This is a genomic window from Bradyrhizobium sp. Leo114 (genome assembly GCF_055229415.2).
In genome coordinates this window covers 79,357-97,133 of record NZ_JBUYEN020000025.1, presented here as the reverse complement: position 1 = coordinate 97,133, position 17,777 = coordinate 79,357, and the positions used below count along the sequence as shown (strand labels likewise).

Below are 17,777 nucleotides of genomic sequence, written 5' to 3'. Positions count from 1 at the left end.
GTTCACGTTTCGCGCGCTCCAATGGTGATGGCAATTCTGCCGACGCCCTCGATCGCTCCGGTGACCTGATCGCCGGGCAATAGAGGCCCGACGCCCGCGGGGGTGCCCGTCATCACGAGGTCACCAGGCGCGAGGCGATAGGACGACGACAGGTTGGCGATGATCTCAGGCACTTTCCAGATCATCTGCGAAAGATCGCCGCGCTGCCGTTCGCGCCCGTTGACGTCGATCGTAATGGCGCCGCGTGCGGGATGCCCCACCTCGGCAACGCCGTGAATGGCGCCGCAGGGAGCCGATGCGTCGAACGATTTCCCTCGTTCCCATGGCAGCATCTTCGCTCGCATCTCGCGCTGTCGGTCGCGGCGCGTGAGGTCGATGCCCACCGCGTAACCATAAACGCTCGCCAGCGCGCTGTTGCGCGACAGGTTGCAGCCGCCGGCGCCGAGCGCGACCACGAGTTCGATCTCGAACTGAAAATCCTCCGTATCGGCCGGATAGGGCACGACAGTTCCGTCTTCAACGAGTGCGTCCGCCGGCTTCTGGAAGAAGAAAGGCGGATCGCGCTCGTCGCCTTCCTTCATTTCGCGGATATGCTCGACATAATTCCGTCCGACGCAATAGATCCGGCGTACCGGAAAGCGCTGCGACGACCCTGCAATTGTCAGCGAAGCCGCTGCGACGACGGGAACTGGAAGATCCGGAGCATACGCAGACGACGTCATCACGGATTCCTAAGCGGCGCTTTTGGCGACCGGGCTGAAGAGGCTGAGTTGTTGGATTTCACTGGTGTCTAGCACGAAACCAAACGCGGTGCGGACGCAGAGCAGGCCCGCCTCATGCAGCGCCGGACCGTCCATGGTCTCGACGCAATCTTTCACGACAATCACGGCATAATCGCGCACATTGGCTGCAGTCGTCGTCGCGAGCGCACAGGAGTTGGTGTTGACGCCCGTGACCAGCAGCGTGTTGACGCCGTGCGCGCGCAGCGTGAAACCGAGATCGGTGCCGAGGAAGCAATCGTAGCGCTTCTTCGTGTCGACAACGAGGTCCCGTTCGCTGTCATAGAGGTCGGGGATGATGGCAACACCCGGCATCCCGGCGATATTATGCCGCAGCACATTCTTGCGCGTCGCCTTGGGATCCTCGGCGCGCGTTCGCCAGAACGGATTGGAGGCGATTTCAGCGACATCGCGATACTGCGTAAGCAGATGGATGACCGGGATCTTGGCGCTACGCGCCCAATCGAACAGGCGCTTGTTGGCCGCGATCACCCGCTGCGCAACCTCCGGCGATGTCGGCATGGTCGCGACGTTCATATCCAGATGACCGCGGTGCAAATCGATCGCGATGATCGCAGCCTTGGGTTGGTCGACGCCGAGATTCATGTGCCGCTTCCTTGGCATCCGGATTGTTGGGCAGGAGACAAACCCGCCTGCCCTCACTCTGCAATACATTCTGGCGGCGAGTCAAAGATAATGTATACATTTCGTGCTTGGATTCTATGCGGAGCACGGTCAATCCATATTCAATCCGGCTTGGAAATGCGCAAGCCATGCACAAGATCACGTTCATACGTGACGCCAGACGGCGCTTGAACGGCACTGACGTTTCGCTAGATTGTGTACAAACAAGTTTCGGACCCTTTTCGCATGGCCGCCCTGCCAGCCCCAGAAACGTCATTCTCCACGCGGTTCGAATCCGTGCTCGAGGCAGTTCGCGCCGCCATCCTGGCCGGCGAATTCGAACCGGGCGAACGCCTGCATGAAATCAAGCTAACGACTCTGCTGGGCGTGTCACGCACACCCGTCCGCGCGGCGCTTCAGAAGCTCGCATCCGAGGGCCTGCTCGATTACACCCCTAATCGCGGCTACACCTTGCGGGAATTCTCAATCGACGAGGTGATCAGCGCCTATGAAGTTCGCGCCGTGCTCGAAGGGCTTGCGGCACGGCTCAGCGCCGAGCGCGGGCTGAACGTCGGCGAGATCGCGACCCTACAACAGGCGCTCCGGGACGGCGATGATTTGCTTCGCAATGGGCATATCACCGACGAGCACCGATCCGAGTACAGCCGGATCAATGCATGTTTCCACGTCACGATCCATTCGTCTGCCGGTTCGAGGCTCCTCAATGACATGGTCTATCTGTGTCAACAAGTGCCGGTCTCGTCGCCACGCAATGTCGTGGCGTTTGAAGAAGTCGACGTTCGCCGCCGGCACGAAGATCACCATCGCATCTTCGAGGCCATCGTCGGGCGCGAGCCCTGGCGCGCCGAGATGCTGATGCGAGACCATGTGGCCAGCGCGAAGTCGTCTCTGATAAGGTCCCTCGCCTCTCCGGCTGCAGTTCAAGCAGCCAAGAAGACGGCGCGGCGACTCCGCCGCTAGCATCAGTATGGCGCCATCTCTTCGATTTTCGATTGCCGAGCGACACCACAGCCCTCCAAGAAATCCTCCGGCAGGAAGCCGTCTCCTTTCGGCTAGCGAAGTGCTACGCGCATTTCAGAGTCAACAGGTTCCGTTGTATGGGACGAAGCGGAGCGCACGACAGCTCTCGAGCTATTGTTTTCGCTGAACCAAAGGGCACTCGCTATCTGCCAACGGCCGAAACGCGTCCTTGCCGGGCATTGTTGTAACGACTTTCATAGGATCCCACTCGCCCTTGGATTCGGAAGGATCTTTGGTCGCAAGAAGGTACATGTTCCTGATCACGCGCCCATCATCACGAATGGTTCCGTCCTTCGTCATGAAATCGTTGACCGGCAGCTCCTTCATCTTCCCAGCCCTGCAGGGTGGCCGCGAGCTTCCAGGACAGGTTGACGGCATCCTTCAGCCCGCTGTTGATCCCATAGCCGCCGTAAGGGGGTGGCTGTGCGCCGGCGTCCCCTGCGATGAAGACACGGCCCGCGCGATAACTGTCGGCCCGCGCAAAGCGTAGGTCCCAAAAGCCGATATGATTGAACTCGATCTCGAACTCCGCACCGGCGGCCTCGTGCAGGAGGCGGCGGAAGTCGAAATTGTCGCGCGTGGTGTCGGCGGGAACGGGCGCATGGAAGAACCACGTGGTGCCGAGATCCACGCGGCCGAAGAATTTCCAGTAGCCGTCAAGTTCCGGATGCAGCACGTTGTAGAACGACTTGCCGGGATAACGCTCGAGCAGCCGGTGCAGGGCGGTCGAGCGGAATGTACGCGCGGTGCGCGGCGTCGACGCGGTCGATCACGGCATGGCTGTGAAATATTCCGTGAGCTGATCCAGCCGGGTGCGGGTCGCCTGCTCCAGCACCCCATTTTTCGCCGGCGGCGGAGCGGTGCGCTTTGATGTGGGAAACTGTCGATGGCGACGATCCGACGATGCCGGTCTTGCCAGTTAAAGTCTCGACTGACTCGAACCAGAGACCCTGTCGGCTCCCGCCGTTGAAGCGATTGTAAATCGTCGTGTAGGGACCGTATTCCGGCGGACAATCCCGCCAGCGCGCTCCCGGCCGTAACATATGCACGATCCCGCTGATCACCCGTCGGTCGTACACCCGGTGCGCACCACGCCGTCCTCGCGGCAACAGGGGCTCAAGGCGCTTCCACTCCGCGTCGCTCAACCAGTAAAGTTGCTTGCGCATCAAGGCCTGCTCGAATCGGAAGACCTTGAATCACGATTGAGGCCGCCTGAGAATCCTCAGCTCCGGCGCGCCCAAAACGTAATTAATTTATCCTGAAGATGTCGTTCCGGCTTTCGCTTGTTCGACTTGCTGTCGGCAGAAGCCTCTGCAGTCACAATCGAGCAAGAGAGAAAGATGAGCGAGCCGAAGCAACGAATTATCGAAAGTAATGGTATCCACCTCAATATCGCTGAGCAGGGCGACGGACCGGTCGCATTGCTGGCCCATGGCTGGCCCGAATCCTGGTACTCGTGGCGACATCAATTGGGCGCCCTTGCCGCAGCCGGCTTCCACGCCGTAGCCCCGGATATGCGCGGCTATGGCAAGAGCGACGCGCCCAAGGCGATCGACAAATACACGCTGTTTCATCTCGTCGGCGATATGGTCGGCGTTCTCGACGCTCTCGGGGCAGAGAAGGCGGTAATTGTCGGTCACGACTGGGGGGCGATCGTCGCTTGGCAGGCGGCGCTGCTGCGGCCTGACCGCTTCAGGGCTGTGGCGGCCATGAGCGTCCCGTTCTATCCAGGGGGCATGTCGCTTCGAACCGCGCTCATGCCGCGCACGGAAAACGCGCGGTTCTACATGCTTTACTTCCAGGAGCCAGGACTCGCCGAAGCGGAGTTCGGGCGCGATCCGCGGACCACTTTACGCAACCTGCTGTTTGCTGGGTCGGGCCATGGTGTGGCGCTCGCACGAGCCGCTCAGGCAAGCGGCGGGTCGTCAGAAAATTTCGCTATGGTCCCGAACGGCGGTGAATCCTTGCGAGGTTCCAGCGCACCGGCAGTATTGCCGTCTTGGATCACCGAAAAGGATATCGACTTTTATGGAGAGGAATTCAGGCGAACCGGCTTCCGCGGAGGCCTGAACTATTATCGCAACATCGATCGAAATTGGGAGCTGCTTGGCGCGATGGCGGGCCTGCGGGTGTCGGTGCCAGCGTTATTTATGGCCGGCGATCACGACCTGGTGATTTCCTTTCCCGGCACGGAACAGGTGCTCGCCAATCTCCAAAACCTCGTTCCCGGTTTGCGCGGCATCAAGATGCTGGCAGGCTGCGGCCATTGGACCCAACAGGAGCGGCCTGAAGAGGTCAACGCCGCGCTCTTGGAATTTCTTAAATCGCTGCCGGATCACGGATGACGGAGCATGATCCGGACCGAGTTAGTGCAAAGTGTGTGGCGGTTTTCCGAAGAGCATGCCCTCGGGCTCCGCCCGAGGGATCATGCTCCAACAAAAACATAGAGCGGGATGACGATACGAAGAAAAGTCATCGCGCTCTAATGCGGACTAGCTCGGTCCTGAGCTGATTGGTTCAATCCTTATTGAGCACGGACCCTAGGCCGCATATGAGCGAGATCTTCTCAGGGTCATTTGGAGGGAACGGTCTCCTTGAACAGCTCAATCTTGCCGTGAGTGTTGTCGGTCACCGCAAAGACCTCGTAGAAATCGATCTCCGGCTTCATGCCGTAGCGCTGGATGATGCCCTCGAGCCACGGTCCGGTGTAGAACGCCTTGGCGTCCTCGATGCGCTCCCACTGGTACACGCCGCCCGCCCAGCCGCTTTCGGTCCAGATAAAGTGCTTGCTGATCAGCCCCGTCACGTCGCGAAAGCCGGGTGCGATCTTGTGGAAGTGCTCGCGGCACGCGGCGCAGTCGATCTGCGGCGGCAGTTTGTATCGTACAACAGCGGTAATCATGCGACCTCCACGTAGGTATGCCCCGGCCCAACATTGATGGCACTCCCGGGATCAAGCAAGTGAAGCGGGAAGCCAACATGGGTCAAAGGCGCAAAGCCCAACCAGTAGCTTCCGTTGTACTGCAACAAGCCAACTATTCCATAGCATGCTGGACTTCGCGCTAGAGGTTCAGCCTTATCCTGCATGATCTCGATGTAGGCGTCGCTCAATTCGCGCAACGCAAGCTCCATGCTGGAGCGTGCGCTCGACCGAAATATTGATCATCTACTCGCGCCGATCGCGACCAAATCGCGAGTGAGTAGGTCAACACGATTGACAAGAGCCTTAATAGCCGCGCCGCTATCTCCTTCCAATTTTTTGCGTTAATGTGACCGTCTTCACACCTGTGTAGCAGACGGGCTCCGATGATGCCCGCGGAGAGGTGAGCTAAGGCCACCGCAAAGCGCCGCCCGGTTCTATTCCATTCACACGCGAGTTTGGGAGTGACACATGGAAAAGCGCGAAATTGGCAACGGCTTAACGAAAGGTCTGACTGAAGCGAAGCGGGGCGCCTTCTCTCGCCGCTCGGCGCTGACGTTGGTTTGCACCCTCGGCGCCGCGGCGCCGTTTGGAATGTTCGGAGCGGCTCGCGCGCTGACGGCATCCGGGACAGGATCGCTGTCTTATATTCCTGGCGAGCCCCTTATTTGCCGCACCGCAGCGAACAGCGAAGAGCTGCAAGGCCCACCCCGTCAACTAAAACTCGCCTGGAACGCGAACGCGGCATGCACGGTCGCTGCGCCAGTCGCAAAGGAACGGGGTATCTTCGCCAAGCACAACCTCGATGTCGATTTCGTCAATTTCGGCGGTTCGACCGACCAGTTGTTGGAGGCGATTGCAACTGGCAAGGCGGATGCCGGTTTGGGGTTGGCCCTGCGCTGGCTCAAACCGCTGGAGCAAGGTTTTGACGTTCGGATCACCTCGGGTGTGCACGGCGGCTGCATCCGGCTCCTCGGCTCCAAGGCTGCGAATATTGACAGCCTGGAATCCCTGCGCGGCAAGGCTATCGCGATTAGCGATCAAGCGAGCCCCGCGAAGAACTTCTTTTCGATCTACCTCGCCAAGAAGGGCATCGATCCGGCCCAAGAAGTAGAGTGGCGCCAGTACCCGGCCAATCTGCTCGCGCTTGCCGTCGATAAGGGCGAAGTGCAGGCGCTGGCCGAGATAGATCCGCTGCCCTACCTCTGGCTCAAGGAAGGCAAACTTAACGAGATCGCGACGAACTTGACGGGTGAATTCGCCGACCGCACCTGCTGCGTTCTCGCGATACGTGGCAGCCTCACCCGAAGCGAAATGCCGGTGGCGGCCGCTCTGACACGATCGATACTGGAAGCGGCAGATCGAGTTGCCAGCGATCCCGCCGATGCCGCAGCAATCTATTCGGGCTACGGCGGGAGAGGGTCCGTAGAGGATCTCGCCACTATGTATCGTAGCCATACACACCACAGGCATCCCGTCGGGGCGGAGCTCAAGAAACAACTTCTACTCTACACTGATGAACTCAGGGCAGTGAACGTCATCAAGCGAAGCACTGACCCGGCCAAGTTCGCCGACCGGATTTATCTTGACGTTCTAAGCTGAGCCGATTGGGAAGATCCGCAGTGAGCTCGGTCATCGATGAAGTGCCGAGGCCATCAGCGAAATCGGGTTTCGGCTTTTTTGAAAGTTCGACCACTCGGTTGTTGATCGGCGGACTGGCTGTTGCCGTCGCATGGTTGACGGTCGCCGCGCTCACTGCGTTCTGGCCAGATAAGCCCGAGAGCGATTGGGCGTATACGGGGGGCTTCGCCCTTGCCTGCGGCGCATTGGCCCTTGCCCTTGCCTTGGCGGCCTTTGCCGGCGTTCGTTTCGTTGCGTTTCAGCGTCTCCAGCGGCTTTCTCCGTGGCTGCTCGCCCTCGCGCTGTTTTTGGCTGCATGGGAGGCCGTCACAGCAAAGCTTGGATTGCTGCCGTTGCCGTTTTTTCCGCCGCCGCAGGCCATTGTCGAAGTCGCAGTCGATGATTGGGGGCGGCTGGCTGAAGGTATCTTCGCCTCAGCGCGTCTGCTCGCGACCGGTTATTTTCTCGGTGCGGCGGTGGGGTTCGTAACCGGTGTCGCGATCGGCTGGTCGCGGCTCGCCGGTTATTGGATCCACCCAGTTTTGCGGTTCATCGGGCCGCTGCCCGCGACAGCTTGGCTGCCGCTCGCATTTTTCATTTTCCCGTCGAGCTTCAGCGCCAGCATTTTCCTGATCGCGCTCGCCACCGGGTTTCCGGTCACCGTGCTCACCTGGTCGGGCGTCGCCTGCGTGAAGAGCGCCTATTACGACATTGCGCGGACATTGGGAGCAACCCAGCGCTTCCTCGTGCTCAAGGTTGCCATTCCGGCGGCAATGCCGCATGTCTTTGTTGGCCTGTTCATGGGTCTCGGCAACTCGTTTGCGGTTCTTGTCGTAGCCGAGATGCTGGGCGTGAAGGCCGGGCTCGGCTGGTATCTGCAATGGGCGCAGGGTTGGGCGGCCTACGCCAATATGTACGCCGCGCTGCTGCTCATGGCGTTCTTGTGCTCCGGGCTGATCACGCTGCTGTTCCGCTTGCGGGACCGCCTGCTATCCTGGCAGAAAGGTGTCGTGCGATGGTAGCGGCAATCGCAAGCGATTGCGCGGTCCGTGGATCGACCCTAACGCTCCGCGAAGTTAGCCATAGCTTCGATCTCGAAGGGCAGTCCTTGCGGGTATTGGACCGCATCAGCATGCAGGTCCGCCGCGGCGAATTCGTCGCTCTCCTGGGACCGAGTGGGTGCGGAAAATCGACCCTGCTGCGGCTGGTCGCGGGGCTCGACACTCCAACAGCCGGCTCCCTGCTAACGGAGGGAAGCGAGATCGAAGCACCCGATCCGTCGCGCGTCGTCGTTTTTCAAGACCCCACGCTTTATCCATGGCGGACGGTGTGGAGCAACGTTGCGCTCGGTCTGGAAGCCCGCGGGCTGCTGCGCACCCATCGCGGACGTATCGAGGACGCGTTGCGCCTGGTGGGGCTCACGGGCTTCGCCAATGCCTACCCGCACCAGCTTTCCGGCGGCATGGCGCAACGCGCGGCTCTGGCGCGTGCGCTTGTCAACGACCCGAAGCTGCTCATTCTCGACGAACCTTTGGGCCAGCTCGACTCGCTGACTCGCATCGCGATGCAGGCGGAACTCGTATCACTTTGGCAGCGCTCGAACTTCACGGCGCTGCTGGTCACGCACGATGTCGAGGAGGCGCTCTTGCTCGCCGGCCGTATCATCGTGCTGAGCGAGCGACCGGCACGGATCAAGGCCGAAGTCGTCAACAGCCAACCCTATCCTCGCCACCGGGGCGATCCGCACTTTGTTGAGCTTCGTCGCGAGGTGTTCGAGCATCTCGGCCTCGATGAGGCATGGTAGCCGTCGAAAGGAGCTCGCCGTGGCAGATCTTCTCATACATATCATAGAGGAGCCACACGGCGTATTCGCCGCGATTGCAATGCGATTGCTTTAGCGGCTTGGTAGCCATGCAGAGGAGGTCTAAAAATCTGGGAAGCGCACGGAGACTTCAATGACCTCGGAATTCAGCGTTCACAACGCCGCGGGCTATGAGTAGCTCATGGGCCGCTGGAGCCGGAGACCGGCGCGGCCATTCATCGACTTCACAGGAGTTGCCGACGGCGAAAGGGTTCTCGACGTCGGCTGCGGCACCGGGAGCTTGACATTCGCGCTAGCCAAAGCAGCCGATCTCGCAGAGATTGCCGCGGTCGACTATTCACCAGTCTTTGTCGAGGAGGTGATCCGGCGCGACACAAACCCGCGAATAAAAGTCCGACAGGCGGATGCCTGCGCCCTGCCCTTCGAGGGCGGCACGTTCGACCGCGCTTTGGCGCTTTTCGTGCTCCACTTCGTTCCCGAAGCCGGCAAGGCAGTAGCCGAGATGCGCCGCGCCGTTCGGTCGGGCGGCGTGGTCGCGGCAGCGGTGTGGGATCATCTCGGCGGCATGCCCGGCATGCGCATGATGGTCGATACGGTGGCGGCACTCGGTGAAAGCGGGCGCCAGCTGCGCAGTCGCTATTGCTTTCAAGCGATGATGCAGCCCGGCGAACTGAGACGGACGTTTGCCGAACAGGGTCTCGTGGACATTGCGGAAATGGAGCTGATGATCCGCATGGACTACAAAAGCTTTGCCGACTATTGGGCGCCGATTGCCGCTGGCGAAGGGCCGCTCGGGAAGTATGTGGCAGCGCTCGACGCTGCGGAGCGAGCGCGCACCGACGCCGCCGTGCGCGATGCCTACGAGGCCGGCCAGCCCGATGGCCCGAGGTCGTTTGCAAACATCGCGGGGGCCTGCCGGCGCATCGTTCCCTAGCCCGAGGGGCAGAGCCGTCTCTTCCGTGAACCCGAAATCGTTCACCCAAACGCGCCGCGGCTTTCCGAATTGTGACGAGGTCAGCTCAGGGTCCAAACACGGAAGTCGCGAATCACGCGCTCGGTATCGACGTTCCCTTCAAGAGCGGATGTCGCAACGCTTAACCGCCGGCTGACTCTAGCGTGGCTGCTTATAGAACTCTAAATGGCGCAGCTCCCCCTCCGCTTCGCGGTCGAGTTGCAGAACCTGACCCTTCAGAGGACAAGCAGTTTTACGTCCGGTCCTCACCTTGAGAGGAGTAGGGTGTCGGGAGGCCTGCTTGGAGGCGAGACTGTCGGGCGCGCCATCGTTATCGATGCAGGCGGCCGAGGTCTGCCTCAGTGATTGTTGTTCATGCAGCGCTTGCCAATATCAGGCGAATGCCCCAGGGGGCTCGCCTTCGGGATATTTGGGTTCGTGGCCGGCGAGTGAATTCATTTTCATGGGTCGCGCTCACGTCACGAAGCAAGGCGGGGTTCGCGGTGGGGTGCGAGCGTGATGGAAGCCAATGCCAGCAGCTATCACAGCAAAGCGCAAACCGAGCTGGACTGGACCGACGCACAACGTCAGAAGCGTACCGTGGGCCGAGTATCTTGCCGGACTTGAGGCCGAGACGCGGGTCCAGGAAGTCGTGGGCAGGCGCGATGGCGGTTCTAACGGGAAGCCGACCGCAGCGCCCGATCGCAAGCTGCCAAAGATGATCTCGCCGTCCGATCCGTCGTCGGCGTGGACGGCAAAAGCCAACAAGCGCGTGCAGTTCGGATACGGGCTCAGCAATCCTTATTGATGTCGAGCACGCGATCATTGTCGATGTCGAGGCGACGCCGGCAAACACTATGATGAGGTGGCGTCAACCAGGACGATAATCGAGCGCACCAAGAGCCACTTTCCCGGTGGGCCGAACATTGCAGCCTAACTCCTTTCCGATCGCTGCCGATGGAGGCCATGCCGCCGCCGCAGCATCCGCATTTGAGAGCCCCGAGAAAGCTCGCTTGGGGGCGCGCCTTTTGCGCGGTCACTGGCGTGGCGTCGCGGCGGCGATCGAGCTTGATCGCTGCGCGGCCTTGAAAGTAACCTCGTCGAAGGCCAACGCCGAGGATGACCGCAGTGTGCGGATCGACATCAAGGGAAGCCCCGCCGCGCTCTGCGGCAATCCGGCTTTATTTCCCACTCGTGCTATGTCCGGGGGATCGTTGGTAGCGGGGGTCCGCTACAGCGCTAGACCCACTATTTCGCCGTTTTCCTACTGGAGAGCAGCTTAACTCGCAAGGTGGAGCCTTTGTAGCTGGTCAAAAGCCGCCGTTCATACGCTATGTCGCCGGTTCGAGGTCGCTGCATAGGTTCAAATCCTGGAGGCAGGCGCTCCCACAAACTTCCTCCGCTCGCAATTTCCGTGAAGTAGGTATCGGCCGTTCGAGAAGTGCGCGAGGGCGTTTCGGGCGCCCGGGGACCGCCGGTATGCTTCGAAGCACGGTAGGAGCAAGCTAGCGCAGGGCTCGCCAACTAAGACCCAGCCGGAAGCGAACTACGCTGGAAATGCCGACGCCTTCGCAAGCGCTGAGCGTTAACTCAAACGCCGGGGCGTTGCTAGCCTCAAACGTCAGCCAACGAGCACAGTCCTGTCCTCGAAGAACGGACCGGACGTCCAGATTCGGTGTCCGCAAATCCACGTGCCGGATTTCAGCTTTGACGGGCAACTCGCCTATGCCCCAATGGTGGAGAGAGGTCCGTGACAGCACTTGCGCAACACAGAGTCGAACCTTGGGCACGTGGCGACACACCTTTCGCCCAAGATCAAGGTCGGCCGCCAAGTCTTCCGAACCGGTCGTGAAAAATTGTGATTGAAGGAAAGCGGCATGGAACAGTCCCCCCAGATCGGTGACAGGATCACTGACAAGTCAGCATCGCCCGATGATAGCACTGTCCGCGACTGGATCGGACCGGGCGCGTTCAAGCATTGGGCCTCTCTGCAGAACTGGATCGAGGACTTCTACCCCGGTGTCTTCGCGCCGGAATGGCTCTATGGCGGCAAGAAGCGCGGCTGGTCCCTACGCTACAAGAGAACAAAAGCGTTTTGCACCTTCGTGCCGGAATACAGGAGGTTTTCGGCCGTGGTGGTCTTGGGGAGAGCAGAACGAGACAAGTTTGAGGCGCGCCGTTATGTCTGGCGCTCGCAGTTGGTCAAGCTTTACGATGAAGCCCAAATATACCCGGACGGGAAATTCCTGACCGTTGCGATCTCATCCGCAGATGATCGGCATGATGTGACGGAGCTTTTGACCATGAAGCGCCCTCCACCGTCGCGCGCTTGAATGTCGCCGGAAAGTTTCGCGGCAAGTCGCGACGCTGGTTATTCAGCAAAAACTCTGTCGGATGGTGCCGAGCGGCCATCCTGCCGTCAAATCTCGCAACGTCGTTGCACGATGCGTTATCGTTTGAAGAGTTCGCTTCCCACCAACTACCGATCAATATGCTCTGGCAGGAGTGTCGTCAATTTCCTTCTTAGCTATCCGGTTTGCGAGCATTCCCCGTTGCTATGGAAACTATACATGCCGGCTATTGGAAACCGTCGCCGCGTGTTGCGAACAATGCGTAGAGCTTTCGCGGATTTCATGAGTGACGTTGCTTGGCTCATGGCTCACTCCCTACGCGCTCAAGAGGCATTCATGGCTTTCACATTAGAGGTCAACGGCTCACCCCATGAGATCGATGTCGACGGCGACATCCCGTTGCTGTGGGTGCTGCGCGATGTGCTCGGCATGACCGGGACCAAGTTTGGTTGCGGCCAGGCACTGTGCGGCGCCTGCACCGTGCATATCGACGGCCAACCGGTCCGCTCCTGCCAGACGTCGGTCGATAGCATCGGCGACGGCGCGGTCACCACGATCGAGGCGATCGGGCGCACGCCGCAAGGCGCGGCCTTGCAGAAGGCGTGGTCGGATCTGGAGGTCGTGCAGTGCGGCTACTGCCAATCTGGCCAGATCATGTCGGCGGTGGCATTGCTGAAAGACACTCCGAAGCCGAGTGATGCGGATATCGACTCAGCAATGTCGGGAAATGTCTGCCGTTGCGGTACCTACCAGCGTATCCGGGCCGCGATCAAGCGAGCAGCGGGAGTTTGAGCCATGGATAGGCTGATTCTAACGAACCGGATCGAACGTGAAACGGCGATGTCGCGGCGCACCTTCTTTCAGGGCGCAGGTTTGCTGCTCGGTTTTGCTCTGGCCGGTGCACGTACGGCGCCCGTGTTCGCGGCGCCTGCTTCGCAAGTAACCGAAAACGAGGTCACGGGTACTTTCGCCCCGAATGGGTTTATACGGATCAATCCGATTGGCGCCGTAACCCTGGTCATTCCGATGATCGAGATGGGACAGGGCGTTTACACGTCACTCTCGATGCTTCTCGCTGAAGAACTTGAAGTGAAGCTTGACCAGATTCAGGTTCAGCATGCGCCGCCAAATCATGCACTCTACGTCAACTCGATCATAGGTATTCAAAATACAGGTGGTTCCGCCTCTGTCCGCGCCTTCTGGACGCCGCTCCGTCAGGCAGGGGCAGTGGGTCGTAATCTGCTGATTGCGGCAGCCGCAAAGCGCTGGAATGTCGATCCGGCGACTTGCCGCGCCAGCGATGGCGTCGTGTTCGATGCATCAGGTTCGAAGCATCTGAGCTACGGCGAACTTGCGACCGCCGCGGCGAAATTGCCTGTGCCGCCCGCGGCAAACGTCAGATTGAAGGATCCGAAGGATTTCACCCTGATCGGAACGCGCGCCAAGCGCGTGGATTCATCGATAAAAGTCGATGGGCGCGCGCTCTACGGTATCGATACGCGATTACCGGGTATGAAGGTTGCGACGGTTGCTATTTCGCCCGTGCTCGGTGGCAAAGCGAAAACCGTGAACGAGAACGCCGCGTTGGCAGTGAAGGGCGTGCGGCAGGTGGTCAATGTCGATGAAGCTGTTGCCGTGATCGCGGATCACATGGGTGCGGCGAAGAAGGGGCTCGAGGCTGCCGCCATCACGTGGGATGACGGGCCGAACGGCAAGGTCAACAACGCCGATATCGTCAAGCAATTGGAGGAGGAATCCAAAAAGCCGGGCGTTGTTGCCCGCAACGAAGGCGATGCGGGGAAGGCCCTTGCGGAGGCAGCGCAACGCGTTGACGCCGTCTATCAGGTGCCTTTCCTGGCCCATGCGGCGATGGAGCCGATGAACTGTACCGTTCATCTGCAGAACGATCGTTGCGACATTTGGGTCGGAACACAGGCGCCTACGATCACCCAGTCTCTGGTGGTCGAACTCACCGGCCTGCCCAAGGATGCGATCAAAATTCATAATCATCTGATTGGCGGCGGCTTCGGACGAAGGCTGGAGGCCGACGGCACGGTGCTGGCCGTCAAGATCGCCAAGCACGTCGATGGCCCGGTGAAGGTGATCTGGAGCCGCGAGGAAGACATCCAGCACGACATGTATCGGCCGTACTATCTCGATCGGCTGTCGGCCGGACTTGATGCGGCCGGCAAGCCGGTTGCCTGGACGCATCGGATCGCCGGCTCCTCAGTCATGGCTCGCTACTATCCCCCTTACGTCAAGGACGGATTGGACCCCGACGCCGTCGAAGCGGCGGCCGAGCCGCCCTATGCGCTGCCCAATATCCACGTCGACTTTGTCCGAATCGAGCCCCCTGGTGTCCGGACGTCTTGGTGGCGCGGCGTTGGACCGACTCACAACGTTTTTGTGGTCGAAAGCTTCATGGATGAGCTCGCTCATGCCGCGAAACAGGATCCCCTCGCTTACCGCAAGGGATTGCTTGGCCACAATCCGCGAGCGCTCGCTGTTCTGTCGCTCGCGGCAGAAAAAGCAGGGTGGGGATCCCCCCTTCCCGCGCGGCATGGCCGCGGAATTTCGGTACAGTTCGCATATGGAAGTTACACGTCGCAGGTCGCCGAGGTCGAAGTGGCGGCCGATGGCTCTGTCAAAGTCAAGCGGATCGTCTGTGCGATTGACTGCGGCATGTACGTCAATCCAGATACGATCGAAGCACAGGTTCAAGGTGGAACGCTTTTCGGCCTGACCGCCGCGCTCCATGGGTCAATCACCTTCAAGGATGGACGGGTCGAGCAGAGCAATTTCGACAGCTATCTGCCAATGCGTATCGACCAGGTACCGGTGGTGGAGACACACTTGATCAAGAACGCTGAGGCTCCGGGTGGCGTTGGTGAAGCTCCGACAGCCATTGTCAGTGCTGCAGTAACCAACGCGATCTTCGCCGCGACCGGCAAGCGTGTGCGTAGCCTGCCGATCGATACAAATTCCCTGAAGTCGTCGCCTTAGTCCATGCCCGTCATCCCGCGCGCGTTGTAGCGTACGGCATGAGAGTCGGGAACTAAAGCCCCGAAGCATAACGACTATTGGAACATTCGCGTTCTCCGCAGGTCCAAATTTCGTCTAATGGCACGAAACGAGGTTCAGTGGTACGAACATGGCAACGCCCCGCTAATCCTTGGAGAACAGGTTTCGGAGCACTATCGGTAGCGGTAGCCGGCAGTAAAGGGCCACCAGTCATGCACACTTCGAAAGCGGTTCCAAAGCAGGCTCTCGTCGGGCAGAACGTTTCGCCGCCCGCGGCCGCCACTGTCAAATTGTCTAAAACAGACCTCAACAACTTGATGCAGGCGCTCGACATTGATGTCATCGCGCTGACTGAGATTTTGGTGCCGCGCGGCCATCGAGTTGAATTTGGGACGATTGACGTACCCGGGATCCACTACAACTTAAGTGGCGTGGGCCGCATATCGATCAACCGCGGACCGATGATACCCTTGAGGCCTCATTTGCTCATCATCGTGCCGCCAAACACTCCGTTCATGATCGAGGTTGACGGTGGAAGTGGCCCACCGAAGCTCATTTCGAGAGACTGCTGGACTCGTCAAGACGGCATCCTCCGCGTCGCAGTGCCGAACGAGAAGCCCGAAATAGTCCAGATATGCGGCTTTTTTAACGCATCCTTTGGTCGGTCTGTGAGGCTGTTCGGAGAACTCCGCGAACCGGTCATCGAGCAATTCGAGCCGGCGGACAGGATCGATCTGAAGCTTCGCGAGGCTATGGACGAGTTGCTACAGCAAGAGGTCGGCGTTGGGGCCATGACAGCGTCTCTGCTCAAGCAGATCGTTGTCTCGTTGGTGCGACGGTCCCTCAAGTCATCCCAGCGGTGGACTGAACGATTCTCGATACTTGCCGACAGACAGGTCACCCGTGCTTTTGCGGATATGGTGGCGCGGCCGGGAGCCGCCCATTCAGTTCAAAGCTTGGCACACAGTGCAGGATTGAGTCGTTCGGCGTTCATGGCGCGTTTCTCGGACATCTTTGGACAATCCCCGATGGCCATCTTGCGAGACTTGAGAATGCGCCAGGCTGCGATCGATTTGACGACGACTACGATGTCGATCGACGTCGTTGCTCTTAATGCGGGGTACGAGAGCCGTTCAAGTTTTGTGCGAGCTTTTCGAAAGGCGTACAATCGGGATCCGAGCGACTATCGGCGGATAGCCAAGGAGGGTAAAGCCCAGAAGGATAACTGAGAACGGCGATCCCAAAGCAAGAAGGGGCTGCCGCCCGCGACGTCGCCCTCTGCTTTGCCTCACGCAGAGCGGCGCTCAGAATCAGGTGCTTCTCCGCTCGCAACATTTCGCTTCAAGTTGGCTGCGGCGAAGGCGTACCCCCCGGACGCGCCGTCAACGAAGTGCACGTGATTAGCTCGCATGGGTGATGGCACAAAGCACGTAAGATTTGCGGCCAACTGGCGATGCGTTCCAAAAAAGCATGCACCTCGTCGCTGAGCCTCTTCCAAGCGCGCGTCTACGACGTCAGCGAGTTCAGATGAGCAGTCCACTGTCATACGCAGGCCGTCATCGAATTTTCGGTAATCTGTGTTCTCCACAAGCTCTCGTCGGAACCCGGTTTCATCAAAGTTACCAACAGGAACTCCTAGTGGGGTGCCCACCCACGCAAGAATGGCGTGCAAGCGCTTCGCAGCCCCAGCCGCAAAGGGACTCTTTCGACTGCCTTTCTGGATGGCATGATCAAGATCGTCGCCGGACCATGCGGGAATCGGGCCTTCGGCAGGCAATGGATGTAGGCCGGAGTCATTCGAACGGAGCGTCCGCAGGAGCTCCTGTATGAACTCTACAAACGAAGTAGGATCATCGCGCGGAACGACGATAAGAGAAAAGATGACGCCGTTCTTGGCGCTGATCGGCGCAAATCGGCACGAAAGACCTGTGAGGTCAGCTGTTACTCCCATGGGCGCGCGCGGAAAGGTGTAGCCGCCTTGCTTGAGTTTACGCTCTGCCCAGGCAAGTCCGCCACCGTCGAACATCGCGTAGGTGACGTTCGAGGATGGCGCGAAGCGAGCTACCAGGACGTCCAAGTGCTGAGCGCGAATGTCCGCGACAGGAATGACCGCAATGCGCAACGTGAGACCCAATGCGTCTTCAGCCCAGGCGGCGGTTTTTGCCAACGTATCCCTGATGATGGACGAATAGGCGCCGGGCGCGGCGAAGCTCGCGCCATCTCCTCCGAACGTGGACGGAAACTGTAGGTCGGGTAGTGCATTGCTGACGGCAGCAAGAACCGCCGCACCGGCCGTATTCACCTCACGGTACCGTCCTTGTTCAATAGCTTCGGTCGAATGGCTGACGTCCGTAACAGCGACGATCCAGTCATCAGGTAGAGGGCGATACCGATCTCGCCGCACGACGTCATCGAAAGAGCCGAAGGGCACAAGCGCCTGATAGAAGCGCTCGTCTTCGGCCTCTCGGTCAACCTTGATCTGGAAAAGACCCGCTTCCAAGGCTGGCTCTGACCTATCCACCATCATTTGCACTCCCTTCGATCGTCGTCGGGGTTCAGAGTGGGGCCGCATTGAGAGTCAGCGATCGCCAAAATGGCCAAACCACGCGAACGAGCCTAACGTCAAAGCCCACGACGGGATTTTGCG

At 59.8% G+C, this 17,777-nt stretch carries 16 protein-coding genes and 2 pseudogenes; 11 read left to right on the top strand and 7 right to left on the bottom strand.

Going from position 1 to position 17,777, the window contains the following annotated elements; translation table 11 throughout:
• Positions 1 to 2 precede the first annotated feature (2 nt).
• Both ACZIRK_RS27585 and ACZIRK_RS27580 read right to left on the bottom strand, forming a co-directional pair.
• Positions 3 to 722 (bottom strand): fumarylacetoacetate hydrolase family protein, encoded by a 720-nt coding sequence (locus ACZIRK_RS27585; RefSeq protein ID WP_130226055.1) that lies wholly within the window; start codon positions 720 to 722, stop codon positions 3 to 5.
• A gap of 9 nt (positions 723 to 731) precedes the next feature.
• Positions 732 to 1,385, bottom strand: coding sequence for a cysteine hydrolase family protein (locus tag ACZIRK_RS27580; RefSeq protein WP_165435223.1), 654 nt, complete (start codon positions 1,383 to 1,385; stop codon positions 732 to 734).
• Between the two features lie 264 nt (positions 1,386 to 1,649).
• Here ACZIRK_RS27580 and ACZIRK_RS27575 point away from each other — a divergent pair, with 264 nt between their 5' ends.
• On the top strand, positions 1,650 to 2,384 hold the full coding sequence (locus ACZIRK_RS27575) for a GntR family transcriptional regulator (protein ID WP_474418540.1): 735 nt from the start codon (positions 1,650 to 1,652) through the stop codon (positions 2,382 to 2,384).
• A 379-nt stretch (positions 2,385 to 2,763) separates the two neighbouring features.
• On the opposite strand, the pseudogene ACZIRK_RS27570 reads toward ACZIRK_RS27575, so the two are convergent.
• Together ACZIRK_RS27570 and ACZIRK_RS27565 are read right to left on the bottom strand one after the other, a co-directional pair.
• Positions 2,764 to 3,180 (bottom strand): annotated as a pseudogene (locus tag ACZIRK_RS27570) (FAD-dependent monooxygenase); the annotation flags it as partial.
• A gap of 228 nt (positions 3,181 to 3,408) precedes the next feature.
• Positions 3,409 to 3,610: pseudogene (locus tag ACZIRK_RS27565) on the bottom strand (transposase); the annotation flags it as partial.
• Positions 3,611 to 3,784: 174 nt separating this feature from the next.
• On the opposite strand from ACZIRK_RS27565, the gene ACZIRK_RS27560 reads away from it, so the two are divergent.
• Positions 3,785 to 4,789: an alpha/beta fold hydrolase gene (locus tag ACZIRK_RS27560; protein ID WP_130226051.1), complete on the top strand. Its 1,005-nt coding sequence runs from the start codon at positions 3,785 to 3,787 to the stop codon at positions 4,787 to 4,789.
• A gap of 227 nt (positions 4,790 to 5,016) precedes the next feature.
• Here ACZIRK_RS27560 and ACZIRK_RS27555 read toward each other — a convergent pair whose 3' ends face one another.
• Complete coding sequence (locus ACZIRK_RS27555; protein WP_130226050.1) at positions 5,017 to 5,346, bottom strand: hypothetical protein; 330 nt, start codon at positions 5,344 to 5,346, stop codon at positions 5,017 to 5,019.
• Positions 5,347 to 5,835: 489 nt separating this feature from the next.
• Between ACZIRK_RS27555 and ACZIRK_RS27550 the strand changes: the two genes are divergently transcribed.
• From ACZIRK_RS27550 to ACZIRK_RS27530, 5 genes are all read left to right on the top strand, one after another.
• The gene (locus ACZIRK_RS27550) at positions 5,836 to 6,966 is read left to right on the top strand and encodes an ABC transporter substrate-binding protein (protein WP_245474724.1); all 1,131 of its coding nucleotides are present in this window, start codon (positions 5,836 to 5,838) and stop codon (positions 6,964 to 6,966) included.
• Between the two features lie 98 nt (positions 6,967 to 7,064).
• Positions 7,065 to 8,006 carry an ABC transporter permease gene (locus tag ACZIRK_RS27545; RefSeq protein ID WP_474418547.1) on the top strand — a complete coding sequence of 314 codons (942 nt, stop codon included), beginning with the start codon at positions 7,065 to 7,067 and terminating at the stop codon, positions 8,004 to 8,006.
• Positions 8,000 to 8,788 carry an ABC transporter ATP-binding protein gene (locus ACZIRK_RS27540; protein ID WP_130226049.1) on the top strand — a complete coding sequence of 263 codons (789 nt, stop codon included), beginning with the start codon at positions 8,000 to 8,002 and terminating at the stop codon, positions 8,786 to 8,788. The genes ACZIRK_RS27545 and ACZIRK_RS27540 overlap by 7 nt, the downstream gene beginning before the upstream one ends.
• A 199-nt stretch (positions 8,789 to 8,987) precedes the next feature.
• On the top strand, positions 8,988 to 9,740 hold the full coding sequence (locus ACZIRK_RS27535; RefSeq protein ID WP_165435222.1) for a class I SAM-dependent methyltransferase: 753 nt from the start codon (positions 8,988 to 8,990) through the stop codon (positions 9,738 to 9,740).
• A 547-nt stretch (positions 9,741 to 10,287) separates the two neighbouring features.
• Positions 10,288 to 10,566: a hypothetical protein gene (locus ACZIRK_RS27530; protein ID WP_130226048.1), complete on the top strand. Its 279-nt coding sequence runs from the start codon at positions 10,288 to 10,290 to the stop codon at positions 10,564 to 10,566.
• On the opposite strand, the gene ACZIRK_RS27525 is transcribed toward ACZIRK_RS27530, so the two are convergent.
• Positions 10,550 to 10,726 (bottom strand): hypothetical protein, encoded by a 177-nt coding sequence (locus ACZIRK_RS27525; RefSeq protein ID WP_130226047.1) that lies wholly within the window; start codon positions 10,724 to 10,726, stop codon positions 10,550 to 10,552. The genes ACZIRK_RS27530 and ACZIRK_RS27525 overlap by 17 nt on opposite strands.
• Before the next feature lie 909 nt (positions 10,727 to 11,635).
• On the opposite strand from ACZIRK_RS27525, the gene ACZIRK_RS27520 reads away from it, so the two are divergent.
• The 4 genes from ACZIRK_RS27520 (at position 11,636) to ACZIRK_RS27505 (ending at position 16,359) form a co-directional block, all read left to right on the top strand.
• Positions 11,636 to 12,091 (top strand): DUF3788 domain-containing protein, encoded by a 456-nt coding sequence (locus tag ACZIRK_RS27520; protein ID WP_130226045.1) that lies wholly within the window; start codon positions 11,636 to 11,638, stop codon positions 12,089 to 12,091.
• 354 nt (positions 12,092 to 12,445) lie between these two features.
• Positions 12,446 to 12,901, top strand: coding sequence for a (2Fe-2S)-binding protein (locus tag ACZIRK_RS27515; RefSeq protein WP_130226044.1), 456 nt, complete (start codon positions 12,446 to 12,448; stop codon positions 12,899 to 12,901).
• A gap of 3 nt (positions 12,902 to 12,904) precedes the next feature.
• Positions 12,905 to 15,112: a xanthine dehydrogenase family protein molybdopterin-binding subunit gene (locus ACZIRK_RS27510; protein ID WP_474418539.1), complete on the top strand. Its 2,208-nt coding sequence runs from the start codon at positions 12,905 to 12,907 to the stop codon at positions 15,110 to 15,112.
• A gap of 230 nt (positions 15,113 to 15,342) precedes the next feature.
• On the top strand, positions 15,343 to 16,359 hold the full coding sequence (locus ACZIRK_RS27505; RefSeq protein WP_028167150.1) for an AraC family transcriptional regulator: 1,017 nt from the start codon (positions 15,343 to 15,345) through the stop codon (positions 16,357 to 16,359).
• A gap of 59 nt (positions 16,360 to 16,418) precedes the next feature.
• On the opposite strand, the gene ACZIRK_RS27500 is transcribed toward ACZIRK_RS27505, so the two are convergent.
• Positions 16,419 to 17,657: a DUF3095 domain-containing protein gene (locus tag ACZIRK_RS27500; RefSeq protein ID WP_474418538.1), complete on the bottom strand. Its 1,239-nt coding sequence runs from the start codon at positions 17,655 to 17,657 to the stop codon at positions 16,419 to 16,421.
• Positions 17,658 to 17,777: the final 120 nt, after the last annotated feature.